The following is a 23,096-nucleotide window of genomic DNA, read 5'->3' on the forward strand; positions in this document are numbered from 1 at the left end:
GCCACCGCTGGTCCGGCGGACCGCCCAGCACCGGACGGCCCACCGAGGTCGATCAGCGCGTGGTGCGACCCGCGCGGGGGAGCAGCACGCCGAGGACGATCATCGCGACGGCGAGCAGCGCGTGGAGCACGTTGTCGGCGCTGTTCAGCGGGACGAAGTTCGCCGCGCCCGCCATGTTCGCGACGAAGAGGCCGAAGACGAACAGGACGGCGTAGATGATGCCGCCGATGAGCAGGTAGGAGCGCGAGCCGGCTGCGGACCGGGCGGCGAGGATGCCGACGATGCCGAACAGCAGGTGCACGATGTTGTGCAGGGCCGACACCTGGAAGAGCCCGAGGAGCATGGCCATCGAGCTGTTGCCGGCGAACGACATGGTGCCCATGTCCATGGTCAGGCCGGGGATGAAGCCGGCGATGCCGACGATGAGGAAGACGACGCCGAAGAGCAGGGCGCCCTTCTGGACGAGGGTCGACGCGAACCCGGTGCGGGTCGATGCTGCGTTGCTGGTCATGGTGCTGTCCTTCCGAATGCGTTCCACGACGGCGTCTCGAGGTCACCGCACAGGGGCAGCGTCGTCGTCGTACAGGGGTTTCGGAGCAGCTGCGCAGCCGGATTGGTGCGGGGTCGGGGTGGTCGTCCAGCGCGATCGAGCAGGCGCGGGTCCTCCGCTGGGATGATCCCGGGTCTCCACCCGTGGGGGGACGCGCTCGACGGGCGCGCGGAAATAGCGTGGATCTCGTGATCGAGATCGAGCATCTGTCCAAGCGCTACGGCGCCAAGACCGCCGTCGACGACATCTCCTTCGTCGTCCGACCTGGCATCGTCACCGGCTTCCTCGGCCCGAACGGTGCCGGCAAGTCCACGACCATGCGGATGATCATGGGCCTCGACACCCCCACGGCCGGTCGCGTGCGGGTGAACGGGCAGGAGTACCGGTCCTTCCGCGATCCGCTCCGCCAGGTCGGTGCGCTGCTCGAGGCGAAGGCCGTGCACTCCGGGCGCAGCGCGTTCAACCACCTGCTCTCGCTCGCGGCGACGCACGGCATCCCGAAGTCCCGCGTGCACCACGTCATCGAGCTCACCGGCCTCGAGTCGGTCGCGAAGAAGCGCGTCGGCGGGTTCTCCCTCGGCATGGGACAGCGGCTCGGCATCGCGGCGGCACTGCTCGGCGACCCGAAGACCCTGATCCTGGACGAGCCGGTGAACGGCCTCGATCCGGACGGCGTCGTGTGGGTGCGTCAGCTGGCTCGTCACCTGGCGTCCGAGGGGCGCACGGTCTTCCTCTCCAGCCACCTGATGAGCGAGATGGCCCAGACCGCCGACCGCGTGGTCGTGCTCGGTCGCGGCAAGGTGCTCGCGGACGCCCCGATCGCGGAGTTCGTCGCCGGCAGCGGGCAGGGCGGCGGGGCACGCACCCTCGTCCGGACGCCACACCCCGACCAGCTGTTCGGGGCCGTCGGCTCCGCAGCGTCGTCGATCACCCCGCGCGAGGACGGCGCCTTCGTGGTCGTCGGGCCCGACGCGCAGCAGATCGGCACCATCGCCGCGCAGAGCGGTGCGGTGCTGCACGAACTCACCCCGATGGGTGCGAGCCTCGAGGAGGCGTACATGGCCCTGACCAAGGACGAGGTCGAGTACCAGGCGGAGGTCGCACGATGAGCGCCACCACCGCCACCACCGCTACCGCGATGTCCAGCGGCGTCGGCCTGGGGTTCGGCAGACTGGTCCGCAGCGAGTGGATCAAGTTCCGCAGCATCCGCTCCACCTGGTGGTGCTACGCCATCATCGTCGCCCTGACGATCGGTCTCGGCGCGATGATAGGTGCCGCCGCCCCCGTGATGGGACTGCCCGAAGGGGCCGAGGTCACGCAGGAGATCGCGAACCGGCAGATCGTCCTGCTGAGCACCTCGTCCGTCGGCTTCACCGTCCTGGTCGCCGCGGTGCTCGGGGTCCTCATCATCACCGGGGAGTACGGCACCGGCCAGGTCCGGTCCACCTTCACCGCGGACCCCGGACGCACGGGTGCGATCCTGGCCAAGGCCGTCGTGCTCGCCGTCGCCACCTTCGTGGTCAGTGCGGTGGCGACGTGGATCGGCGCGTTGCTCGTCTCGGTGCTCCAGGCGGACAAGGGCGTGACGGCCGACCTGCTCGACCCCGCGATCGCCATGCCGATCCTCGGGTCGTCGGTCTACGTGACGGGGATCGCCCTGCTCGCCTTCGGGATCGGGCTGCTCGTCCGCTCGAGCGCCGGCGGCATCGCCATCGCACTCGGCGTCCTGCTCGTCCTGCCGATCGTGCTGCAGCTCGTCGCCGGGCTCGTGGACCAGCAGTGGCTCCTCGACGTGTCCCGCTTCCTGCCCGACCAGGCCGGCAGCCAGCTCTACACCTACGAGCGGTCCGCAGACCAGCCGGCGCCGGAGGGTGTCGTGCTGAACGGCTGGTCCGGTGGCGGCATCCTGGCCGCGTGGGTCGTCGCGGTCGGCGTGGTCGCGTTGGCCACGGTCAAGAAGCGCGACGTCTGACGGAGGCCGCTGACGGTCACGACGTGACCACGAGACACAACGGGAGGTTCGGTGCCAGCTGGCACCGAGCCTCCCGTTCGTCTGCAGCCGGGTGCCGTCGGGTCAGGCCGCCCGCGAGAACAGCCCGCGCAGGGCCCGCGTCAGCCGCCACGAGCGCCGTGGCTGCTGGACGACCTCGACCGCACGCGTGGGCATGCGGAAGGCGAGGTCGTGGAGCATGTTCCGCTTCGTGCCGTCCCAGTTCGCGAAGAGGTAGGAGCCACCGATGAACGACATGCTCCGGACCGGCGTGCGCTTCCAGGAGTCGGCTGCCACGTAGTAGCCGGCGTGTCCCGCGCGGATGTGGTCGATGACGGTGTCCACGTCGAAGACACCGGTCGTGGTGACGACGGTGGTGATGCCCGTTCGGTCGCGGGCGACGTACTCGATGAGGTGTTCGGTCACGGCGTGCTCTGATCTGTGTCTGACTCGACCGGCCCGTGAGGTCGGCGCTCGGGAGGTGTTCGGAACCGCCCTTGCTTCCGCCTGGATGGTACGCCGGAGGGAGGGGCTGCTTCCAGCCGACGGTGCGGTCGGGGGACGAACGTCCGGACAGCGCGAGGAGCAGGGTGGTCTCATGCGTCACACCCGTCACTGCCGTCCCGTCGGCCTGCTCCTCGTCGCCACCGGGGCCGCGTTCGCCCTCGCCGGGTGCTCCGGCGGAGGTGACGCCGGACCGACCGCCACCGTGACGCGGACGGTCACCCCCTCGGCGTCCCCGTCGGCGTCGTCCGCTGCGGGCGCTGCACCCGCCACGGGGTCGTCCGTGCCGTCCGCAACGCCCTCGTGCGGACCGTCCGACGGCGCCGCTGCCGCTGCCGGCCCGATCACCGACCTCCCGCTGCCCGCCGGCCTCGAGTCCGCGCGCTGGGACGCCTCGCATGCGGACACCTCGGCCTACGACGGGTGCGCCGCACTGTCCGCGGTGACCGTCAGCGTGGTCGACGCGACCGCGAGCTCCCCGGTCGCGATCCTGCTGTTCCACGACGGTTCGTACCTCGGGACGGCCACGAAGGAGCAGTACCCGTTCGTCCCGCAGGTGACGCGGGAGTCGGCGGACGCGGTCCGCGTCGAGTACCGGTACCCGCAGGGCGCGGACAGCAACGCCGACCCGACCGGCCGGGCGACCGCGACCTACACGTGGAACGACGACACCGGTCGGGTCGTGATGTCCGGGGACGTCCCACCGACGCCGTGAGCCGTCGTGCCGGTGGCATGCTGTCCGGGTGCCCCTGACCCGCCCGGCGATCACCGCCGCCCTGCCCGGCGTTGCCCTCGCCGTCGTGATCGGCATCGCCGCGACCCTGGTCGGCCGCGCGGTCCCCGTCGTCGGCGGTCCGGTGCCGGCCGTCCTGCTCGGCGCTCTGGTGGGGTGGCTCGTGCGGCGTCGACGCCGGCAGGACGACGGGGCCGCCGACCTGGGTGTGCTCCAGCCCGGCGTGAAGTTCGCGTCCAGCCGGGTCCTGCAGGCCGCGGTCGTGCTCCTCGGCGCGCAGCTGTCGATCGGCGAGGTCCTGCGCATCGGTGGCGAGACCCTGCCGGTGATGCTCACGACGCTCGTGGTCTGCCTGGTCGCCGCATGGGGCATCGGCCGGCTGCTCCGGGTGTCGAGCACGCTCCGGACGCTCATCGGCGTCGGGACCGGCATCTGCGGCGCCTCCGCCATCGCGGCCGTCACGCCCGTGGTCGGAGCGGCCAGCGCCGAGGTCGCCTACGCGCTGTCCACCATCTTCCTCTGCAACATCGCAGCGGTCTTCGTCTTCCCCCTCGTCGGGCACGCGCTCGGGCTGTCGCAGCACGCGTTCGGCGTCTTCGCGGGCACCGCGGTCAACGACACCTCGTCCGTCGTCGCGACCGCCACGGTCTACGGCCGCCAGGCGACCGACACCGCGGTCGTCGTCAAGCTGGTGCGGACGCTGATGATCATCCCGATCGTGATCGGGCTGGCCGGCCTGGAGGCACGCCGCACCGCCCGCACGCAGCCGGACACCGCCGACGGGCGGCGTCGCGCCGGGGGCGTCCGCGTGCTGCGGTTGGTCCCGTGGTTCCTGGTCGGGTTCCTCGTCGTGGTGCTGCTGCGGACCACCGGGGTCCTGCCGGCGGCGGCCGCCCCGGGGTTCTCGGCGGCGGCCACGTTCCTCATCACGGTGGCGCTCGGCGCGGTGGGGGTCTCGACGGACTTCGCGGCCCTGCGTCGTGCCGGGTTCCGCCCGATGCTGCTCGGCATCGCACTGTGGGTGCTCGTCGCCGGGACGAGCCTGGGCGTGCAGGCGGCCTTCGGCCAGCTCTGACGGGCGGCGCGAGCCGGCGGCGCCGACCGACGCTTCCACGCGACCACGAGACGGACGGGAGGCACGGTGCCGGCTGGCCCCGTGCCTCCCGTCCGTCGGCGGCGTCAGCCGCGCAGCGCCTCCGCGAGCTTCACGCGACCGCCCGTCCGGAGCAGCGCATTCTCGTAGATGCGGGCGCCGACGGCGACGACCACCACGACCGACGCGGCCACCACGAGCAGCGACAGGATCGGCTCCCACCACTCGGCGGTCCCGAGGAAGATCCGCATCGGCATCCCGATCGGCGCGCTGAACGGGACGTACGACATGATCCCGACGATCGTCGGGTCGTCCGCCGCCACCACGATCAGGATGTACGGGATCATCACGAGCATCATCACCGGCATGGTCACGCTGCCGACGTCCTCTTGGCGGGAGACGAGCACGGCGGACGCGGCGAACAGTGCGGCGATGAGCACGAAGCCGACGGCGAAGAACCCGACGAACCACAGCACGCTCGGGCCGAGCAGGGTGAACAGGTTGTCCTGCCCGGTGACGGCCAGCGCCACCACCCCGGCGATCGCGATCGCGACGATCTGCGCGAACGCCATGATGCTGTTCCCGAGCACCTTGCCGGCGAGCAGTGCCCGTGCGGGGATCGCCGCCATCAGGATCTCGACCACGCGGGTGGACTTCTCCTCGACGACGCTCTGCGCGATCGACGAGCCGAAGGTCACGGCCGAGGCGAAGAACACGACGCCGAACATGATGCCGATCGCCGAGACGAGCCCCGCGGACAGGGCGCCCGGGTCGAGCAGCTCGACCGAGGGGGTGACACTGAGCGCGCTGACGACGTCGGTCGGGGTGTCCTCGAGTCCGACGACCGAGTAGCCGAGCGCGTCGTCGGACGGCACGATCGCCGCGTCGACCTCGCCGTCGCGGACGAGGCGCTCGGCCTGGGCGACGGTCCGCGTCGGGGTGACGTCGAACCCGTCCGTGGACTCGAGCGAGACCCCGTCGACGACCGCGACGGGTGTGGTGTCGTCCGCGGTGGCCTTGCCGACGATGCCGCCGATCACGATCGAGGCCACGACGACCACCAGCAGGATCGCCGCCGAGACCACGAAGGCCTTGCTGCGGAGGCGAGCCTGGATCTCGCGGGCGGTGACGAGCTGCACCGCGTGCACGAGGGAGCTGTTCATCGGACGACCTCCCGGAAGACCTCGCTGAGCCGGGGCACCCGCGGGGCGAACGACCCCACGGTGCCGTGCTGGACGGCGCGCTGCAGGACGCGCTGCGCGGTGGCCTCGTCGGCCTCGAACACGGCGTAGCCGCCGTCGAACTCGCGCACGGTGACGCCGGGCTCGTCGCGGAGCCAGGCGACGTCGCCGTCGACGAGCAGCTCCCACGCGGCCGGGCCGGCGCTGCGGCGCAGGTCCTCCTGGGAGCCGGCGGCGCGGATCGTGCCGTCGGCGATCACCACCACGTCGTCGCAGAGTCGTTCGACCACGTCGAGCTGGTGGCTCGAGAAGAGCACCGGGACGCCCTTGGCAGCCTGCTCGCGGAGCACGCCGAGCACCGTGTCGACGGCCATCGGGTCGAGGCCCGAGAACGGCTCGTCGAGCACCAGGACCTCGGGGTCGTGCACGAGTGCCGCGGCGACCTGCACGCGCTGCTGGTTGCCCAGGGAGAGCTTCTCGACGGCGTCGCCCGCGTGCTGTGCGAGGTCGAGGCGTTCGAGCAGTGCGGTGGTGCGCTGCCCGGCGGTCCGCTTCTCGACACCGTGCAGGCGCGCCAGGTAGGTGATCTGCTCGGCGACCGGCATCTTCGGGTACAGCCCGCGTTCCTCGGGCATGTAGCCGAAGCGGCGGCGGTCGGTCGGCCCGACCTCGCTGCCGTCGATCGTGACCCTCCCGGTGTCGGCCTGCAGCACGCCGAGCAGGATGCGCATGGTCGTCGTCTTGCCGGCTCCGTTGCCGCCGACGAAGCCGGTCAGTCGGCCGCTGCCGACCGAGAACCCCACGTCGTCGAGCACCCGACGGTCGCCGAAGTGCTTCGTGACCCCTTCGATGGTGAGCATCGCCCGTTCCCCTTCCGCCGGCGGTCCTCGCCGACGTCCCGACGCTACGGTCCGGGAGGTCCGCCCCACCTCCGGCACGAGGCGGGACTTCGCGACGCCCCGGCTCCACCGCACGGTGGAGTGGACTCCGTCAGCCCGCGGAGGCGACGCCCCGCTCGAACGCCCAGACGACCGCCTGGATCCGGTCGCGCACACCGGTCTTCTGCAGGACGTTCGACACGTGCGTCTTCACCGTTGCCTCGCCGACGAAGAGCTCGCGGGCGATCTCGGCGTTGCTGTACCCGCGGGCGAGCAGGCGCAGGACCTCGGCCTCGCGCTCGGTGAGGCCGGCTGCGACGATGGCAGCCGCACCGGTGTCCGGGGCTGCCGTCCCACCGCCGCCGTCGACCCCCGGGCAGTCCGGCCCGTGTCCGGCGGTCGCGCGGCTGATCACGCGACGCGTCACGTCGGGGGCGAGCAGGGCGTCCCCGGCTGCCACGGTCCGCACGGCGTCGATCAGCCGTTCGGGGGAGGCGTTCTTCAGCAGGAACCCGCTCGCACCGGCCTCGAGCGCCTGGAACAGGGCGTCGTCGTCGTCGAACGTGGTGAGGACGAGGACCGCTGGCGGGTCCGCGAGTGCACCGATCCGCCGTGCCGCCTCGAGCCCGTCGACGCCGGGCATCTGGACGTCGAGGCACACCACGTCCGGCCGCAGCGCGACGACGGCCTCGACCGCGGCGGCACCGTCCGGGGCCTCGCCGACCACGCGGAAGCCGGGTTCGGACTCCAGGATGACGCGGAAGCCGGCGCGCACCAGGTCCTGGTCGTCCGCGAGCACGATCGTCAGGTCGTCGGCAGCCATGCCCGTACCAGGTACCCTCCCCGGGCTCGCGGCCCGATCTCGATGCGGCCGCCCACCGCGGCGACACGCTCCCGCATGCCGACGTGTCCCAGTCCGCTGCCGGCCGCGCCACGGGCCGCACGGGCGCCGTGTCCGTCGTCCGCGACCTCCACCTCGATGCCGTCGTCGAGGTAGCGCAGCCGCAGGTCCGCGCGGGCCGTCGGTCCGGCGTGCTTCACGATGTTCGTCACGGCCTCCTGCGCGATCCGGAACGCGACCGCGCCGACGGTCGGCGGGACGGCGCGTTCGTCGCCGACGACCACGTACTCGCCGTCGTGGCCGGCGGTGCGCACGGCCTCGACGAGTTCCGGCATGCGCCCGAGCCCGGCCGTGCTCGGCGCTGAGTCGGTCGCGTTCGCAGCCGAGTCGGTGCCGTTCCCGACGCGGTCGTCCTCGCGCAGGGTCCCCAGCATGCGCCGGAGCTCCGCGACCGCTGTCCGCGCGCTGTCTTCGACCACCGTGAGCGACGCGGTCGCCTGGGCCGGATCGCGGACGACCACGCGTCGCGCGGCCCCGGCCTGGACGCCCATCAGCGACACGTGGTGCGCGACCACGTCGTGCAGTTCCCGAGCGATCCGCACTCGCTCGAGGGTGAGCGCCTGGGCAGCGGTGCGCTCCCGCTCGGACGTGAGCTCGGCGGTGCGTTCGGTGAGGTCCTGCTTCGCGACCGCGGCCGCCCAAGCCCGGTTGCCGGCGTACCAGGCGCCACCGAAGTAGAGCACATTGATGAGGATGTTGACCAGCGAGTACGCGACGTACGGCGGGATGAGTGCGTCCTCGTCGTTCGGCAGGGCACTCGGCACCGCCCACCCGAACGAGAGCGAGACGAACACCCAGGCGAACATCCCGCCGATGATCACCCAGCGGACCGCCTCGGCACGGACGCGGTCCGAGCACCAGGCGCCCACCGTGTAGAGCGCGATGAAGAGCGTGAAGTTGACGAGGACGATTTCGGGCACGTGGAGCAGCTGCGTCGCGGCGAACGCCAGCGCGGACACGACGGCGACCGTCATCGGCCACCGGCGGCGGAACGCGATCGGTGCGGCGTTCGCGACGACCATCAGCGCCGAGACCCACCACGGTGCCTGCTCGTCCTCGTACACGCCCGCGGCGCCGTACAGCGTCGTCGTGACGGCCAGCCCGACGCCGAGCACCAGCGCGAGCAGTGCGTCCTGGCGGTGCTCCCGCGACCCGACGGGCAGCCGGGCCCACCCCTCCGTCGTCCTCCCCATGTGGTCAACGCTACCGGGAGGGCACCGATCGCAGGCTCCGGCGGGCGACCAGCAGCGGGGCACCGGCAGCGACCGCCACGACGGCGGCCGCCGCGGTGAACGTCGTCGCTGTGCCAACCCGACCCACCGCCGCACCAGCCGCTGCCGCCCCGAGTGCCTGTCCGGCGACGAGCACGACGAAGAGCAGCGCGGTGCCCGCGGCCGCGTGCTGCTGGTCGATCTCGGTCGTCCAGGCGATGAGTGCGCCGGTCGCTGCCGTGTAGCCCCAGCCGAAGAGCGCACACGCCATCAGCGCGGGGGCGACGAGGTGGGGCAGCAGCCCGAGCGCGAGGACCGCGACGGCCGCGAGCGTCGTCGTCAGCGACCACGTCCGAGCCGCCGGCACCCCGCTCGTCCACCGGGCCGTCCCCGCCACCGAGGCCCCGCCGACACCGAGCACGATCCACGCCACGACGGTCGACGCACTCGGCACGCCCGCGCCGACGAGCGCCGAGCGGCCGTAGGTCCAGACCGCCGCGGAGCCCGCGCCGAAGAGCAGGGCGACCACGACCGGCACGACCTGTGCACCGAACCACGAACGGCCGGGCAGCACGGGGCGTGCCGGACGCCCGGACGTGACCGCGCGCCGGGTCGGCCGCGCCGCGAGGAACACCACGGCCCCGACCAGCAGCGTCAGGACCCCGGCGACGGTCCACGCGGTCCGCCAGTCCGGCAGCAGCACGAGCGCGAGCAGCCCGGCGGCGACGAGCCCCGGACCCGTGCCGGAGTTCACGACCGCCTGTGCCCGGTCGCGTGCCGCGCCGTCGACCCGACCGGCGACCAGCTGCACCATCGCCGGCGACGCGAGTCCGGCGCCGGTCGACGCCACGACGGCGGACGCCCCGAACACCGGGGTCGTCGGGCTCGCAGCCATCACGATCGCGCCCGCGCCCGCCGTGAGCGCCGCGCCGAGGACGAGCCACCGGGCAGCGCGGCCCGCGAGGAGGAACCCCACGACGGCGCCGACGCAGTACAGGACGGAAGCGGCCGAGGACACCGCCCCGCCGACGTCCGCCCCGAAGCCGAGGTCGCGCTGCACGTCCGGCAGGAACAGCCCGTACGCCAGGCGCACCAGCCCGTACGTCGAGGCGACGAGACCGAGCCCGCCGACCACCAGGATGCGAGTCCGCAACGAAAACGACCGTTTCACTCTTGCGACCCTAGGCTGGCGGCATGGCGATGCGTCCAGGAACCGAGCAGCGGGTGCTCGACGCTGCCGAGGAGCTCTTCTTCACACGGGGCATTGCGGCGACGCCGATCGACGCCGTGCTCGAGCGCGCGGGGGTGTCGTCGGCGACGCTCTACCGCGGGTACCCGAGCAAGGAAGCCCTCGTCGCCGCAGCGCTCGACCGGCGCCACCAGGACTGGGTCGCGACCTGGGACCGCGCGCTCGAGCGGGCGGCGGACGACCGCGGCAGGCTCCTCGCCGTCTTCGACGCGCTCGACGACTTCCGGTCCACCCCGACGGGCTCCCGGTGGTGCGCGTTCCTCGGGACCGCTGCCGAGTACGTCGACGCCCCGGAGGACCTGCGCGCCGTCCTCGACCGCGAGACCGGCACCCTGCGCCGGCGGCTCACCGAGACGGCCAGGCCGGTCGTGGGCGATCGTGCCCCAGCGCTCGCCGAACAGCTCCTGCTGCTCGTCTCCGGCGCACTCGCGATGCGCCTGCGCGACCCTGCGGCGAACGCCGCCACCGCTCGTGCGGTCGCGTCCGCACTCCTGCCCTGAGGAGCCGGCCCCAGCGCGGACGGGAGGCGCGGTGCGGGTGACGAACGCCCGTCACCCGCACCGTGCCTCCCGTCGGACCCCTCTCGGCTGCGCGTCGGCCGGTCAGTGCGCGGGGGCCACCAGGTCGTCGACCGCGGTCAGGACGTCCGCGACCTCGGTGCGGGTCGTGTAGTCGACGTGCACGTCCGCGAAGCGGACCACGCCGTCGGTGTCGATCACGAAGACCGACGGGAACGGGATCGCCGCGGTGTCGTCGGCGTTGCTGTCGGCGACGTCGAAGCCGAGCTCCGTGTGCGCGACTCGTGCGGCGGCACTCGGCTCCGTGACGATGCCGAAGCGCCCGGCGAGCACGTTCTCCGGATCGGTGAGCACGGGGAACGCGAGCTCACCGTTCGCGATCGACTGCTCGGTGGCCTCCGGCGTCTGCGGCGACACGGCGACGAGCTGCACGCCGCGCTCGTGCAGCGCCGGAAGGAGGTCCTGCTGGTACGTGCGCAGGGTGATGTTGCAGTAGGGGCACCAGGCGCCGCGGTAGAAGACGATGACGGTCGGGGTGGAACCGCGGACCGCCGTGAGCGAGGTCTCCTCGCCCGCCGGGGTGACGAGCCGCGCGTCCGGAGCGGTCTCACCAGCGCCGACGGCCCCGTCGGGTACGCCCGAGGCGCGCAGGTCGGCCTGCTCGCCGTCGAAGACCGCGGACAGCTCCGGGCCGATCTGGGCGGTGAAGCCCCGGTTGAAGTCGTCCACCTGGCGGGCGATGGTCTGGTCGGTCACGTCGGTCTCCTCGGGTCCGGGGCGCCGGCGAGCGGGCCGGTGCGTGGAGCGTAGGCACGTCTGCTCGGCAGGGGAACGGCCGTCGTCACGGAGCGTCATCCCGGTCGTCGTGAGTGACGCGTGCTCAGGTCTTCGGCGGTCGGATGATCGGGTCGCTCCACTTCGGGAACGGCGGGAACTCGCCGGGGAGCGACTCCTCGGGGTACTCCCCGTCGTTGCGGCCGCCGACGGCCTCGGTGAGCTCGAGTCCGTCGTTGGTCCAGAAGAGTTCGCTGTAGATCGTGAGGGCGTGGTTGCCGTTGCTGACGATGAGGTACTGGATGTGCCAGCCGTCGTCGGTGACCGCCCACACGTCGTGGTTCTTCCCGAGCGTTCGTTCTCGCCACGGCCAGCCCTGGTCCTCGAAGTAGTCGATCATCGCTCGCAGTTCACGACGGTCGCTGCCGGCGCCAGGGGAGGACCAGACACGTGATGTGCGCTGGTCGTAGCTGTTCTCGGTGGTCGAACCGACCAACGGGACGACGCCGTCACCACCGATCCCCGGGACACGGTCGCCTCCTACCCACCGCCACTCGCTGTCGTGCACCCGATGTTGCGCGGCGGCGAGCACCTGCTGCATCCGTTCGTAGTGCTCGTGGTACCGGTCGAACTCCTCGTGGAGCGACATCCGTGCGACGTCCTCCTGCGTCAGGCCTGCGGCGTCGACGGACATGTGGCCTCCTCCTGCCGTGCACCCGGACAGGAGCCAGGTGCAGACGGCGATCGCCATGAGGGCGCGGATCGATCGCATGGTCTTCATCCTCGCCCTCCCGTTGCGATGATCTGCGAGATGGTGTCCTGAGCAGTTGAACCGGGGGTCAGGTAACCGACCTGGCCGGCGGCCTCGGGGTACATGTCGTGGCCTGTCACGGCCGCGAGGCCGCCCGCCGCTTCGGAGCTGAAGACCTCGACGTCCGGCAGGTCACGTGGATCGGTCCGCCCGACCCTGCCCTTGATGGCGGTGTGGTCCGCCTGCCCTTCCGTTGCGTACACGCGGTCGACGTTGAGGTGTTCCGGCTTCGTCGCGTCCGTGAAGCCCACCGATCCGTAGGTGACGAAGGTGTCGACGCGGTGTCGGGTCTGGACCAGTGCTTCGGCTGCGGTCGTCGAGCCGTACGAGTGGCCGAGCACCGTGAGTCGACGCGGTGCCCCGCCTCGACTGTCGTGGATGCCGTCGAGGAAGGACGCCAGTTGGGCCCCACCGGCGGCGGCTCGTCCCTGCGCCGGGACCTCGGGCAAGGCAGGCGCGCGGTAGCCGAACCAGGACACGACCGCGAACGACGTCGAGCCTTGCAGTCGTGCCGCGGAGTTGAGCAGCCCCGACGCAGCGCGCACCTTCTGGAGCGTGCTGTCGAGGGTCGTCGTCGCACCTGGGACGTTCACCGTGACGTTCTCGGCGGTGTCCAGGTCGCCCAACACGACCGCGGCGACGGGAGCGCCGTTCGCGACGCCGAAGCCGACGAGCTGCGCCACCTTCGCGGTCGGCGCGGGCAGGTCGGCCGCGATCCGGTCAGCTCGCTGGAGGCCTCGAGCGAGCGCGCGGACCTGTGCGGTGAACTCCTCGATGCTCACCGCGCCGTACGTGGAGGCCAAGCCGAAGAGCCGGTACAACCGTTCCGGGTCCCTCACCGCCGCGGCGAGCACCCGCCGCGAGGCCACGTCACGAGCGACGGCAGGCAGCCCGTCGAGGTTCGCCAGCTGCACCTGTGTGCGGAGCGGGAGTGCCGCGATGTCCTCGGCGATGAGACCGAGATCTTTCCACGCCGCCGCGACCTCCGCCGGGGTCATGGACGGGTCCAGCAGTCGCTGTGCCACCGGGGACAGGGCCGACGCTCCCGCGACGTCGAGCGCGGTATCGGCGACCGACCCTCCGCCGGCAGCCTCGAACGCGTCGGCGACCCGCGCTGCCCAGCGGGCGTCCTCGGCGTTCTCGTCGAGGTAGGCGCCGAAGCCGCTCGGCAGCGGGGGCGCATCGACGGGGACCCACCCGCACCGGTCGCGGAACCCCGCCCAGGCGTTGCGGACGCGGACGAGGTCCTGCTCCGTCACGCCGTCCTGCGCCTGAGCCGTCTCGGCGAACTGTCGCAGCCGGTCCGGGTCGGCACTGCTGCGCCCGGTCGACTGCCCACCGGCGCGCCGTCGGTGTCGAGCGCGGAACGTCGCGGTGACGGGCGTCGGCGTGATCGGGGGATCGGTGGGTTCCCGGTCGAACATCGCCGCGCTCGCATCGAGTACGGGCTCCCACACGGCTCCGACGCCGACCAGCGCGTGCTGGCGGTCGGCCGCTCGTCGCTGCCAGGCCGCGAGCTCCGACCGGCGCCGGCGCTCCCGCGAGGCTTGGTGCAAGGCGATCCGCACCTGGTCGGCGAGGTCGTCGAGCGCGCGTGCGAGGCGTACCCGGTCCTCGAATTCGACGGTCCTGGCGGTCTCGAACAGGCGCGCGTACCCGCCGTCGAAGTCGCGCAGTGCTGCTTCGGCAGCGCTGCGTCGCGCCCACGCGCTCCCACGCAGCGCCAGCGCAGCCTGCGTAGCGCACGCTGCGAGCCGCGCAGCTGCGGCGTCGTCGAACTCGAACCCCACGTTCCACCCCCATCACCCGATCGGCAATGCGTAGAACGTAGCATTTCAGTACAGGTGCGACGAAGCCTGTGGAACACGGCTCTTCCGAGGACGGGAGGCTCGGAGCCAGCCCGCCCCGCGCCTCCCGTCCGCCTCCGTGCGGGACGCACGCCGGGAGGCGCGCACGACGGGAAGCGCGCCGCACCACCGAACGACGTGGCGCGGCGTGCCTTCCGTTGTGCGGGAGCACCGCGCGCCGCCCCGCAGCGCAAGCGCTGCGCGCTCCCGCGCCTCAGGCGCGACCGCGGTTGCGCCGCCGGATCTCCTTCGGTGCCCGCCCCGCCATGAACGACCGCGCGGGGTCGACGAGGAAGCCCTGGCGCAGCGCCTCGCGGCCGACGAGCATCCGGAATCCCATCTGGTCGCGGTTGCTCAGCGTGACCTCGGCGTCGATCGTGCGACCCGCGAGGGTGATCGGCGTCAGCACGACGATGCGCTCCTGGGTGTGCCCCGTCGAGCTCCGGACGATGCGGCGGTCGTGCACGTCGCACTCGTGCGTGACGGCGTCGGCGTCGGTGTCCTGCCACGGGTGCACCGAGAAGCGCACCCGGTCGCCGGGGAGCTCCTCGAGGTCGAACGCGTGCAGCGCCGAGCTCCGCGCGCCGGTGTCGAGCTTGACCTTGATCCAGGGCAGGTCCAGCCCGGGCAGGGCAGCCCACTCACGCCATCCTGCGATCGTCGGGTTCCGGGCCATGTGCCCATCCTGTCGCATGCTTTGATTGAGCGTCGCCGTCGACGTCTCGACCCCGTGGAGCAACCCCGATGAAACTCGCCATCCTGTCGCGCGCCCCGCACGCGTACTCGACGCAGCGTCTGCGTGCCGCAGCGGTCGATCGCGGGCACGAGGTCAAGGTGCTGAACACCCTGCGCTTCGCCATCGACCTGTCCGGCGACGAGCCCGACCTGCTGTACCGGGGCAAGCTGCTCAGCGACTACGACGCCGTGCTCCCGCGCATCGGCAACTCGATCACCTACTACGGCACCGCGGTGGTCCGGCAGTTCGAGCAGATGGACGTCTACACGCCGAACACGGCCACGGGGATCACGAACTCGCGCGACAAGCTCCGGGCGAACCAGATCCTGTCCCGGCACCACATCGGCATGCCGGCCACCACCTTCGTGAACAGTCGCGCGGACGTCCGCGGGGCGATCGACAGCGTCGGCGGGGCGCCGGTGGTCATCAAGCTCCTCGAGGGGACGCAGGGCATCGGCGTGATCCTGGCGCCCGAGGCGAAGGTCGCGGAGTCGATCGTCGAGACCCTGCACTCCACGAAGCAGAACGTCCTCATCCAGGCGTTCATCTCCGAGAGCCGGGGCCGTGACATCCGTGCACTGGTCGTGGGGGACCGGGTCGTGGCCGCGATGCGACGCAGCGCCTCCGGCGATGAGTTCCGGTCGAACGTGCACCGCGGCGGCACCGTCGAGAAGGTCACGCTGAGCCCCGAGTACGAGGAAGCGGCGGTGCGGTCGGCGCAGATCATGGGCCTGCGCGTCGCGGGGGTCGACATGCTCGAGGGCAACGACGGACCGCTCGTCATGGAGGTCAACTCGTCGCCCGGCCTCGAGGGCATCGAGCGTGCGACCGGCCTCGACGTCGCCGGCGCGATCATCGACTTCATCGGCAACCAGGTCGCGTTCCCGGAGATCGACGTCCGGCAGCGCCTCAGCGTCTCGACCGGCTACGGCGTGGCCGAGCTCCTCGTGCACACGAACGCCGACCTGGTGGGCAAGACGATCAAGGAGTCCGGGCTGTGGGACCGGGACATCACGGTCCTGACCCTGCACCGCGGCGCCTCGGTGATCCCGAACCCCCGCAGCGGCGTCGAACTGCAGGCCAGCGACCGCCTGCTGTGCTTCGGCAAGCTCGAGGAGATGCGGTCGATGATCCCGGACCGCCGCCGCCGTCGGTCGAAGGTCCGCAAGCTGCCGAAGGACGCCTGACCGGTGCCGCCCAGCGCACCCGGATCGCGTACCCAGGTCAGATGCGGAAGTATGTGTCGGTGACGATCATGACGGAACGACCGGTCGACCAGTCGACGAGCAGCGAACCGGAGCGCCCCGGCAACGCCACGGCGAAGCACCAGAACGTGTCGCTCCTGTCGGTCGCGACGACCGTCGCGGACCGCGTGACGACGTCGGCGGACATCGAGGCGCGCCTCCGCGGAGCCCTGCGTCGGCTCCGGCTCCCGACCGGTCTGCTCGAGCGGGTCGCCGGGGTCACCGAGCGCCGCAACTGGGGCGAGGGCCAGACCTTCCAGGACGCCGCGATCGATGCCGGCCGCCGCGCCATGGCCGAGGCGGGCATCCGGCCGGAGGACGTCGGCCTGCTCATCAACACCTCCGTCACGCGCCCCCACCTCGAGCCGAGCGTCGCCGTCCGCCTGCACCACGGGCTCGGACTGCCGACGTCGGCGATCAACTTCGACATCGCGAACGCCTGCCTCGGCTTCGTCAACGCGATGAGCGTCGCCGCGGGCATGATCGACTCCGGGCAGATCAAGTACGCGCTCATCGTGGACGGCGAGGACGCCGACCAGGTGCAGCTCAACACGATCGACCGCCTGAACCAGGGCGGCCGGAACCGCAAGGACTTCATGAGCGAGTTCGCGAGCCTGACCCTCGGGTCGGGTGCCGCGGCCGCCGTGCTCGGCCCGTCCGACGTCCACCCCGAGGGGCACCGCATCATCGGCGGCGTCACCCGTGCGGCGACGCAGTGGTACGACCTGTGCGTCGGCAGCGTGGACGGGATGTTCACGGACGCGAAGATGCTGCTCAAGGGCGGCATGGAGCTCGTCGTCGCCGCCTGGAACGAGGCACGCGCGCACTTCGACTGGGCCGACATGGACCGCTACGTCCTGCACCAGGTCTCCGACGTGCACACGAACGCGTTCGTCGAGGCCATCGGCATCCCGCGCACCAAGGTGCCGACCACGTACCAGCGCTACGGCAACGTCGGTCCGGCGTCGATCCCGATCACCCTGGCCGACGAGGTCGACCGCGGCGGCATCACCCGCGGCGACCGCGTCTTCCTCGGCGGCGTCGGCTCGGGCATCAACACGGCGATGATGGAACTGCGCTGGTGAGGTCCGGCCTCCCGCGCGTCGCCGCCAGCACGGCTCCGGCGACGCTCCCGCCGCCCCTGCCCGGACTCGACCCGGCCTGGTCCCGCCTGGTCACGGTCCCCGCGTCGACGGACGGTCGGCCGGGAGGCTCGGCTCGCCCCGCGCGCACCTGGCACCTCCTCGACACGGCCGGTCAGCTCGAGGCGCTCGGCGTCGCGCCGGTCGGCACCCTGCTCTGCGTGCACGGCAACCCCACGTGGTCCTACCTGTGGCGGTCCGTCGCCGCCCGCACGCTCGACGCCGCCGGGGCCGGTGGCCCGGCCTGGCGCGTGGTCGCGGTCGACCAGCTCGACATGGGCTTCTCGGAGCGCACCGCGGACCAGCACCGCCTGGCCGACCGCGTCCGCGACCTCGGCGCCCTGACCGACGAGCTCGGGCTCACGGGGCCCGTCGTCACCCTCGGGCACGACTGGGGCGGTGTCGTCTCGCTCGGCTGGGCGGTCGACCACCCCGACCTCGTGGTGGGCGTGGCGACGTGCAACACCGCCGTGCACCAGCCCGACGACGCCCCGATCCCCGCCCCGCTGCGGCTCGCGCTGCGCCCCGGCGTGCTCGGGCGCGGGACGGTGCTGACCCCGGCGTTCCTCGAGACGACGCTCGCGATCGCGCACCCGGCGCTCGACCGTCCCGTCGCCGACGCCTACCGCGCGCCGTACCGCGGTGCCGTCCGTCGCGGCGGCATCGGCGGCTTCGTCGCGGACATCCCGGTCGACGCCACCCACCCGAGCGCCGCCGAGCTCGACCGCATCGCCGCCGGTGTCGCGGCGCTCGACGTCCCGGCGCTGGTCATGTGGGGGCCGCGCGACCCGGTGTTCCTCGAGCGGTACCTCGACGACCTGGTCGACCGGGTGCCGCACGCCGACGTGCACCGCTTCGAGGGCGCGGGGCACCTGCTGCCGGACGACGCCGACGTCGCGGGGACGGTGCTCGACTGGCTCGGTGACCGCCTGCCGGACGGCCACGCACCCGGCGGCGGCACGCAGGACGCACCCGAGTCTCGCGGTGCCCGACCGATCTCGGGCGCTGCGGCTCGAGACGCGTCGCTCGACCCGAGTCTCGGTCACCGCCCGCTCTGGGCGGCCCTGGACGACCTCGCGACGGACACGAGCCCGGCGCTCGTCGAGATGGCCGCCGCCGGTGGACCGCGCACGGTCTCGTGGCGGCTGCTCGCCCGACGGGTCCGCGAGGTCGCCGCCGGGCTCGCCGACCTCGGCGTCCGCCCCGGCGACCGGGTGTCCCTGCTCGTCACGCCCGGCGCCGACCTGACGGCGGTGCTCTACGCGTGCGTCCGCATCGGCGCGGTCGTGGTGGTGGCGGATGCCGGGCTCGGGCTCCGCGGCCTGACCCGTGCCGTCCGCGGTGCCCGGCCGGACTGGGTGATCGGCGCCCTGCCGGGCCTGGCCGCCGCTCGCGCGCTGGGCTGGCCGGGACGGCGCATCGCGACGGTCACGCTCCCGGCCCCCGCGCGGAGGGCCCTCGGGGTGGAGCACACCCTCGTCGAGGTCGCCCGACGCGGCGCCCGCCGACTCGCAGCCGAAGCGGACCTGCCCGCAGCACCCTCGCCGGACGCCCCGGCTGCCGTCCTCTTCACCTCGGGCTCGACCGGTCCGGCGAAGGGCGTCGTGTACACGCATGGACAGCTCGCCGCGGTGCGCGACGTCCTCGCGGCGCAGTACGACGTCGGCGTCGGCACCGGACTGGTCGCGGGTTTCGCGCCCTTCGCCCTGCTCGGCCCCGCCCTCGGTGCCCGCTCGGTGGCACCGGACATGGACGTCACCGCTCCGCGAACCCTGACGGCGCGGGCGGTGGCCGACGCGGTCGCGGCGGCCGACGCGTCCGTGGTGTTCCTCTCGCCGGCCGCGCTCGCGAACGTCGTCGCGACGTCGTCCGCGCTGACCGCAGCCGACCGGCAGACGCTCGCGCGCGTGCGCCTGTTCCTGTCCGCGGGTGCGCCGGTGTCCGCGGCACTCCTCGCGTCGGCGACCGACCTCATGCCGAACGCGGCGGCGCACACCCCCTACGGCATGACCGAGGGACTCCTCATGACCGACGTCGACCTGGACGGCGTGCGGGCGGCCGGGGCGGCACCCGACGGCGGCATCTGCGTCGGGCGACCGGCCACCGGTGTCCGCGTGCGCATCGCGCCGCTCGACGCCGACGGTGCGCCGACCGGTGCCCTGACGGACCAGGCGGGGACCACCGGCGAGGTCGTCGTCGCCGCACCGCACGTCCGTGACCGGTACGACCGGCTCTGGCGCACCGACCGTGTGTCGCGGGCGGGGGTCGGGGACCCGCGTGGACACCGCACCGGCGACGTCGGGCACCTCGATGCCGACGGTCGCCTCTGGATCGAGGGTCGGCTGCAGCACGTCGTGACGACCCCTGACGGCGTCGTCACCCCGGTCGGGCCCGAGCAGCGGATCGAGCGGGTCGACGGGGTCGGCCGGGCGGGCATCGTCGGGACCGGGCCCGCGGGCACCCAGCAGGTCGTCGCCGTCGTCGAGACCCTCCCCGCAGCACGACGTCCGGGCCTCGCGTCGGCTGACCTCGCCGCCGCCGTCCGTGCGGCAGCAGGGATCCCGCTCGCCGCGGTGCTCGTCGTGCCGGTCCTGCCGACGGACATCCGGCACAACTCCAAGGTCGATCGCGCACGGCTGTCGCGGTGGGCGTCGACGGTGCTCGGCGGCGGCCGGATGGTCCGCCCGTGAGGGTCCTCGTCACCGGGGCCAGCGGGTTCCTCGGCCGGGCGACGGCCGCCGCCGTGCGCGACGCCGGGCACGACGTCCGGACGTTCCAGCGTCGGCCCTCCGGGGTCCACGGGGCCGAGGACGCCCTCGGCACGATGACCGACGCCGCGGCGGTCGCGCGTGCGGTGGACGGTGTGGAGGCCGTGGTGCACCTGGCGGCGAAGGTGTCGCTCGCGGGCGACCCGGCCGACTTCGCCCACGTCAACGTCGCCGGGACGAGCGCGCTGGTCGACGCCGCGCGTGCCGCCGGGGTCGGCCGCTTCGTCTTCGTGTCGTCGCCGTCCGTGGCGCACACCGGATCGTCACTGGCGGGCGCCGCCGCCGACCCCGCCGAGCCGACCGCCGCGCGCGGGCACTACGCGCGCACGAAGGCTGCCGCCGAACTGCTGGCGCTCGCGGCGGACGCGCCGGGCTTCGCGGTCGTCGCCGTCCGACCGCACCTGGTGTGGGGGCCGGGGGACACCCAGCTCGTCGGTCGCATCGTCGATCGCGCACGCACCGGGCGGCTGCCGCTCCTCGACTCGGGCGCCGCGCTCATCGACACGCTCTACGTCGACAACGCCGCATCGGCGATGGTCGCCGCGCTCGAGCACGCGACCGACGACGCGGTGCACGGCAACGCCTACGTCGTGACGAACGGCGAACCCCGGCCCGTGGGGGAGCTCCTGGCGGGGATCTGCACGGCGTCCGGGGTCCCGGCACCGCGGCTGCACGTGCCCGCAGCGCTCGCCCGCGCTGCCGGCTCGGTCGTCGAGGCAGTGTGGCGGGTGCGTCCCGGTGCGGACGAGCCGCCGATGACGCGGTTCCTCGCCGAGCAGCTGTCGACGGCGCACTGGTTCGACCAGCGGCGGACACGGGCGGAGCTGCACTGGACTCCGACGGTCTCGATCGACGAGGGGCTCCGGCGACTCCGGACCGGATCGCGCACCGGACGCTGACCGACGCGCAACCGCGTCACCCGCAGCGCTCGGACGGCGGACGGAGAACACGACGGACCCGCGTTCGGGTCGCGGGTCCGTCGTGGGACTGTGGTGCTCTGCGGTGCGGGTCAGCCGGTGAAGCGCTGCCAGAGATCGGTGATGATCGGCCAGACGTCACCGGCACGATCTGCCGAGGCGATCGCGATCGTCACGACTGGGTAGGCGGTGACCGCGAGGCTGACCAGGACGGCGAGGACGATCGCGAAGACCGACGTGACCGTGTGGCGCCGGGTCAGTGCCCAGAGCAGCAGGGCGAGGACGACCACCACGCCGAGCAGCGTGACGAGGGCGATCCGGATGAACGGGAACGGCACGAGTCCGGCGGTGGTGGCGGTCACCCCGCCGAGGAACCCGACCAGCGGGAGGTACGCACCGAGGGCCACGGCGAGCACCAGCACGATGCCGATGCCCGACGTGATCCAGACACCGCGCGGACGGGGACGACGAGCGGTCGAGCCCCGTCGTCCCGCCCACGCGGTGGTCATCGCCGGGCCTCGGCGTCAGCCTCGCCGTCGTCGCTGCGGTGCGCGGCGGTGCCGTCGTGGTGGGCGTCGGCCTCGTCGCGGACGACGTCGGCAGCGTGCTCGATGCGGTCGGCCGCTTCGTCGAGGGCGGCGGCGACGCGCTCGTCCGTGTCGGACGTGCCGGTGGTCTCGGACGTCCCGGTGTCGGACGTGTCGCCGTGTGCCGAGGAGGCAGCGCCGTCCTTCGTCGCGCTCGCTGCCGCGTCGACCGCGTCCGAGGCCGCGGCACCGGCGTCCGCTGCGGCGTCGGTCGCCGCTGCGGCAGCACTCGATGCACGGTCCCGGATCTCCTGCGAGGCGTCCTCCGCGGCGTCCTTCGCTGCGCTCACCGCCTCCTTCGCCGCGTCTCCGGCGTCCGAGGACTTCTCCGCGGCGCGCTCGGCCGCGTCGGACGCGGTCTCCCGCGCGGCGTCGACGGCGTCTGCGGTCTTCTCCCGCGCGGTGTCGACGGCGTCCGCGGTCTCTTCGCGGGCGGTGTCGATCGCGTCGGATGCCCGGTCACCCAGGTCGGCGGCGGTCGCCCGAGCGCGGTCGACGGCGTCACCGGCAGCGTCCCGCGCACGGCCGGCGGCCTCCCGTGTGGCGTCCGCGGCGTCCCGCGCGGCATCGCGTGCCCGCTCGGCGACCTCGGCGGCGCCGTCGCGGACGTTCTCCGCGGCGCCCGAGACGGCTTCCTTCGTGCGGTCGACCGCGTCACCGACGGCCTCGCGGGCCTTGTCGACCGGCGTCGGTTCGTCGTCGAAGGGGCCGTGCACGTCGAGCACGCGTACGTCGACGGTGGTGGGCTGCCCGGCGCCGAGCTGCGACACCGCCGCGGCCACCTGACGGCGGACCTCGTCGGCGACCTCGAGCACCGGGTGCGGGTAGCTGACGACCACGGAGACGGTCACGTCGAGCGTGCCGTCGTTGTCGTCGACCTGGACGCCGGGGGCTCCGGCGGTGCGACCGAGCTGCGATCGCATGCGGTCGGCGGCCCGGGCGACGAGCCCGCCCAGGTGGTGGACGCCCGGCACGCCGAGCGCCGTCTCCGCCGCGGTGCGGGCGGCGACCACCAGTGGCCCGGCATCCTCGGGGAGCGGGGTGGTCAGCTCGGACGGCAGGTCGACCTCGGTGATCTGCGTCCGGGCGTTCGGATCGTGCTGCATGGCTTCCTCCTCGTGAACAGGACGGCCGTCGCCCCCCGGGGGGGGCCGACGGCCGTGGTCCGCTACTTCTTGAAGACGTCCTTGACGTCCTCGCCGGTCTGCTTGGCGCTCGCCGCGGCCTGGTCCTTCTTGCCCTCCGCGACCTTCTCGTCGTTGTTCGTCGCGTTGCCGAAGGCCTCCTTGGCCTTGCCGGTCAGGTCCTGGGCAGCGTTCTTGATCTTGTCGTCGAGTTCCATGGTGGGTTCCCTTCTCGCTCGTGGGCTGTCGCCCGGTGGTGACGGCCGGGAGGCACTGGTCGCCTCGTCCGGCCCGCTTGCGGTGGTGCGGTGGTGCTGGTGGTGCTGGTGGTGCGGTGG

The 23,096-nt window shown here is 73.0% G+C and carries 23 protein-coding genes; 9 read left to right on the plus strand and 14 right to left on the minus strand.

Annotation, left to right across the window (positions count from 1 at the left end; all coding sequences use genetic code 11):
• Positions 1 to 52: 52 nt before the first annotated feature.
• On the minus strand, positions 53 to 511 hold the full coding sequence (locus tag QUG98_RS03675; protein WP_289469274.1) for a DUF4383 domain-containing protein: 459 nt from the start codon (positions 509 to 511) through the stop codon (positions 53 to 55).
• Positions 512 to 738: 227 nt separating this feature from the next.
• Between QUG98_RS03675 and QUG98_RS03680 the strand changes: the two genes are divergently transcribed.
• Both QUG98_RS03680 and QUG98_RS03685 read left to right on the plus strand, forming a co-directional pair.
• On the plus strand, positions 739 to 1,659 hold the full coding sequence (locus tag QUG98_RS03680) for an ABC transporter ATP-binding protein (protein WP_289469275.1): 921 nt from the start codon (positions 739 to 741) through the stop codon (positions 1,657 to 1,659).
• Positions 1,656 to 2,522 (plus strand): ABC transporter permease subunit, encoded by an 867-nt coding sequence (locus QUG98_RS03685; protein WP_289469276.1) that lies wholly within the window; start codon positions 1,656 to 1,658, stop codon positions 2,520 to 2,522. The genes QUG98_RS03680 and QUG98_RS03685 overlap by 4 nt, the downstream gene beginning before the upstream one ends.
• Before the next feature lie 102 nt (positions 2,523 to 2,624).
• On the opposite strand, the gene QUG98_RS03690 is transcribed toward QUG98_RS03685, so the two are convergent.
• Positions 2,625 to 2,966, minus strand: coding sequence for a hypothetical protein (locus QUG98_RS03690; RefSeq protein ID WP_058727312.1), 342 nt, complete (start codon positions 2,964 to 2,966; stop codon positions 2,625 to 2,627).
• Between the two features lie 172 nt (positions 2,967 to 3,138).
• On the opposite strand from QUG98_RS03690, the gene QUG98_RS03695 reads away from it, so the two are divergent.
• On the plus strand, positions 3,139 to 3,759 hold the full coding sequence (locus tag QUG98_RS03695; protein WP_289469277.1) for an LppP/LprE family lipoprotein: 621 nt from the start codon (positions 3,139 to 3,141) through the stop codon (positions 3,757 to 3,759).
• A 28-nt stretch (positions 3,760 to 3,787) separates the two neighbouring features.
• The gene (locus QUG98_RS03700) at positions 3,788 to 4,852 is read left to right on the plus strand and encodes a YeiH family protein (protein ID WP_289469278.1); all 1,065 of its coding nucleotides are present in this window, start codon (positions 3,788 to 3,790) and stop codon (positions 4,850 to 4,852) included.
• A gap of 104 nt (positions 4,853 to 4,956) precedes the next feature.
• Here QUG98_RS03700 and QUG98_RS03705 read toward each other — a convergent pair whose 3' ends face one another.
• The 5 genes from QUG98_RS03705 to QUG98_RS03725 form a co-directional block, all read right to left on the minus strand.
• Positions 4,957 to 6,033, minus strand: coding sequence for an ABC transporter permease (locus QUG98_RS03705; protein ID WP_289469279.1), 1,077 nt, complete (start codon positions 6,031 to 6,033; stop codon positions 4,957 to 4,959).
• Positions 6,030 to 6,911, minus strand: a complete 882-nt coding sequence (locus tag QUG98_RS03710) for an ABC transporter ATP-binding protein (RefSeq protein WP_289469280.1) — start codon at positions 6,909 to 6,911, stop codon at positions 6,030 to 6,032. The genes QUG98_RS03705 and QUG98_RS03710 overlap by 4 nt, the downstream gene beginning before the upstream one ends.
• Before the next feature lie 130 nt (positions 6,912 to 7,041).
• The gene (locus QUG98_RS03715; protein WP_289469281.1) at positions 7,042 to 7,752 is read right to left on the minus strand and encodes a response regulator; all 711 of its coding nucleotides are present in this window, start codon (positions 7,750 to 7,752) and stop codon (positions 7,042 to 7,044) included.
• Positions 7,734 to 9,023, minus strand: a complete 1,290-nt coding sequence (locus QUG98_RS03720) for a sensor histidine kinase (protein WP_289469282.1) — start codon at positions 9,021 to 9,023, stop codon at positions 7,734 to 7,736. The genes QUG98_RS03715 and QUG98_RS03720 overlap by 19 nt, the downstream gene beginning before the upstream one ends.
• 10 nt (positions 9,024 to 9,033) lie before the next feature.
• Positions 9,034 to 10,194, minus strand: coding sequence for an MFS transporter (locus QUG98_RS03725; protein ID WP_289469283.1), 1,161 nt, complete (start codon positions 10,192 to 10,194; stop codon positions 9,034 to 9,036).
• A 41-nt stretch (positions 10,195 to 10,235) separates the two neighbouring features.
• Between QUG98_RS03725 and QUG98_RS03730 the strand changes: the two genes are divergently transcribed.
• Positions 10,236 to 10,790 (plus strand): TetR/AcrR family transcriptional regulator, encoded by a 555-nt coding sequence (locus tag QUG98_RS03730; protein ID WP_289469284.1) that lies wholly within the window; start codon positions 10,236 to 10,238, stop codon positions 10,788 to 10,790.
• 102 nt (positions 10,791 to 10,892) lie between these two features.
• Here the strand turns inward: QUG98_RS03730 and QUG98_RS03735 are convergent, their stop codons facing one another.
• The 4 genes from QUG98_RS03735 to QUG98_RS03750 form a co-directional block, all read right to left on the minus strand.
• Complete coding sequence (locus QUG98_RS03735) at positions 10,893 to 11,564, minus strand: peroxiredoxin-like family protein (RefSeq protein WP_289469285.1); 672 nt, start codon at positions 11,562 to 11,564, stop codon at positions 10,893 to 10,895.
• A 124-nt stretch (positions 11,565 to 11,688) separates the two neighbouring features.
• Positions 11,689 to 12,354 carry a hypothetical protein gene (locus tag QUG98_RS03740; RefSeq protein WP_289469286.1) on the minus strand — a complete coding sequence of 222 codons (666 nt, stop codon included), beginning with the start codon at positions 12,352 to 12,354 and terminating at the stop codon, positions 11,689 to 11,691.
• A gap of 5 nt (positions 12,355 to 12,359) precedes the next feature.
• Positions 12,360 to 14,183 carry an alpha/beta hydrolase gene (locus QUG98_RS03745; protein WP_289469287.1) on the minus strand — a complete coding sequence of 608 codons (1,824 nt, stop codon included), beginning with the start codon at positions 14,181 to 14,183 and terminating at the stop codon, positions 12,360 to 12,362.
• A gap of 271 nt (positions 14,184 to 14,454) precedes the next feature.
• On the minus strand, positions 14,455 to 14,916 hold the full coding sequence (locus tag QUG98_RS03750) for an ATP-dependent zinc protease family protein (RefSeq protein WP_066656091.1): 462 nt from the start codon (positions 14,914 to 14,916) through the stop codon (positions 14,455 to 14,457).
• A gap of 68 nt (positions 14,917 to 14,984) precedes the next feature.
• Between QUG98_RS03750 and rimK the strand changes: the two genes are divergently transcribed.
• From rimK to QUG98_RS03770, 4 genes are all read left to right on the plus strand, one after another.
• Positions 14,985 to 16,163 carry a 30S ribosomal protein S6--L-glutamate ligase gene (gene rimK, locus QUG98_RS03755; protein WP_058727301.1) on the plus strand — a complete coding sequence of 393 codons (1,179 nt, stop codon included), beginning with the start codon at positions 14,985 to 14,987 and terminating at the stop codon, positions 16,161 to 16,163.
• A 68-nt stretch (positions 16,164 to 16,231) separates the two neighbouring features.
• Positions 16,232 to 17,305, plus strand: coding sequence for a 3-oxoacyl-ACP synthase III (locus QUG98_RS03760; protein WP_289469570.1), 1,074 nt, complete (start codon positions 16,232 to 16,234; stop codon positions 17,303 to 17,305).
• Positions 17,302 to 20,052 carry an alpha/beta fold hydrolase gene (locus QUG98_RS03765; protein WP_289469288.1) on the plus strand — a complete coding sequence of 917 codons (2,751 nt, stop codon included), beginning with the start codon at positions 17,302 to 17,304 and terminating at the stop codon, positions 20,050 to 20,052. The genes QUG98_RS03760 and QUG98_RS03765 overlap by 4 nt, the downstream gene beginning before the upstream one ends.
• Positions 20,049 to 21,029, plus strand: coding sequence for an NAD-dependent epimerase/dehydratase family protein (locus tag QUG98_RS03770; RefSeq protein ID WP_289469289.1), 981 nt, complete (start codon positions 20,049 to 20,051; stop codon positions 21,027 to 21,029). The genes QUG98_RS03765 and QUG98_RS03770 overlap by 4 nt, the downstream gene beginning before the upstream one ends.
• 110 nt (positions 21,030 to 21,139) lie before the next feature.
• Here the strand turns inward: QUG98_RS03770 and QUG98_RS03775 are convergent, their stop codons facing one another.
• The 3 genes from QUG98_RS03775 to QUG98_RS03785 form a co-directional block, all read right to left on the minus strand.
• On the minus strand, positions 21,140 to 21,556 hold the full coding sequence (locus tag QUG98_RS03775; RefSeq protein ID WP_289469290.1) for an MFS transporter permease: 417 nt from the start codon (positions 21,554 to 21,556) through the stop codon (positions 21,140 to 21,142).
• The gene (locus tag QUG98_RS03780) at positions 21,553 to 22,740 is read right to left on the minus strand and encodes an Asp23/Gls24 family envelope stress response protein (RefSeq protein ID WP_289469291.1); all 1,188 of its coding nucleotides are present in this window, start codon (positions 22,738 to 22,740) and stop codon (positions 21,553 to 21,555) included. Before QUG98_RS03780 ends, QUG98_RS03775 begins: the two co-directional genes overlap by 4 nt.
• A 62-nt stretch (positions 22,741 to 22,802) precedes the next feature.
• The gene (locus QUG98_RS03785) at positions 22,803 to 22,976 is read right to left on the minus strand and encodes a CsbD family protein (RefSeq protein WP_289469292.1); all 174 of its coding nucleotides are present in this window, start codon (positions 22,974 to 22,976) and stop codon (positions 22,803 to 22,805) included.
• Between the last annotated feature and the right edge of the window lie 120 nt (positions 22,977 to 23,096).

The organism is Curtobacterium subtropicum (genome assembly GCF_030362975.1).
Taxonomy (GTDB): Bacteria; Actinomycetota; Actinomycetes; order Actinomycetales; family Microbacteriaceae; genus Curtobacterium; species Curtobacterium subtropicum.

Coding starts and splice junctions, on each gene's coding strand:
- QUG98_RS03675 (WP_289469274.1), bottom strand. CDS start 511: ATGACCAGCAACGCAGCATCGACCCGCACCGGGTTCGCGTCGACCCTC.
- QUG98_RS03685 (WP_289469276.1), top strand. CDS start 1,656: ATGAGCGCCACCACCGCCACCACCGCTACCGCGATGTCCAGCGGCGTC.
- QUG98_RS03695 (WP_289469277.1), top strand. CDS start 3,139: ATGCGTCACACCCGTCACTGCCGTCCCGTCGGCCTGCTCCTCGTCGCC.
- QUG98_RS03705 (WP_289469279.1), bottom strand. CDS start 6,033: ATGAACAGCTCCCTCGTGCACGCGGTGCAGCTCGTCACCGCCCGCGAG.
- QUG98_RS03710 (WP_289469280.1), bottom strand. CDS start 6,911: ATGCTCACCATCGAAGGGGTCACGAAGCACTTCGGCGACCGTCGGGTG.
- QUG98_RS03715 (WP_289469281.1), bottom strand. CDS start 7,752: ATGGCTGCCGACGACCTGACGATCGTGCTCGCGGACGACCAGGACCTG.
- QUG98_RS03720 (WP_289469282.1), bottom strand. CDS start 9,023: ATGGGGAGGACGACGGAGGGGTGGGCCCGGCTGCCCGTCGGGTCGCGG.
- QUG98_RS03730 (WP_289469284.1), top strand. CDS start 10,236: ATGGCGATGCGTCCAGGAACCGAGCAGCGGGTGCTCGACGCTGCCGAG.
- QUG98_RS03740 (WP_289469286.1), bottom strand. CDS start 12,354: ATGCGATCGATCCGCGCCCTCATGGCGATCGCCGTCTGCACCTGGCTC.
- QUG98_RS03750 (WP_066656091.1), bottom strand. CDS start 14,916: ATGGCCCGGAACCCGACGATCGCAGGATGGCGTGAGTGGGCTGCCCTG.
- rimK (WP_058727301.1), top strand. CDS start 14,985: ATGAAACTCGCCATCCTGTCGCGCGCCCCGCACGCGTACTCGACGCAG.
- QUG98_RS03760 (WP_289469570.1), top strand. CDS start 16,232: ATGACGGAACGACCGGTCGACCAGTCGACGAGCAGCGAACCGGAGCGC.
- QUG98_RS03775 (WP_289469290.1), bottom strand. CDS start 21,556: ATGACCACCGCGTGGGCGGGACGACGGGGCTCGACCGCTCGTCGTCCC.
- QUG98_RS03780 (WP_289469291.1), bottom strand. CDS start 22,740: ATGCAGCACGATCCGAACGCCCGGACGCAGATCACCGAGGTCGACCTG.
- QUG98_RS03785 (WP_289469292.1), bottom strand. CDS start 22,976: ATGGAACTCGACGACAAGATCAAGAACGCTGCCCAGGACCTGACCGGC.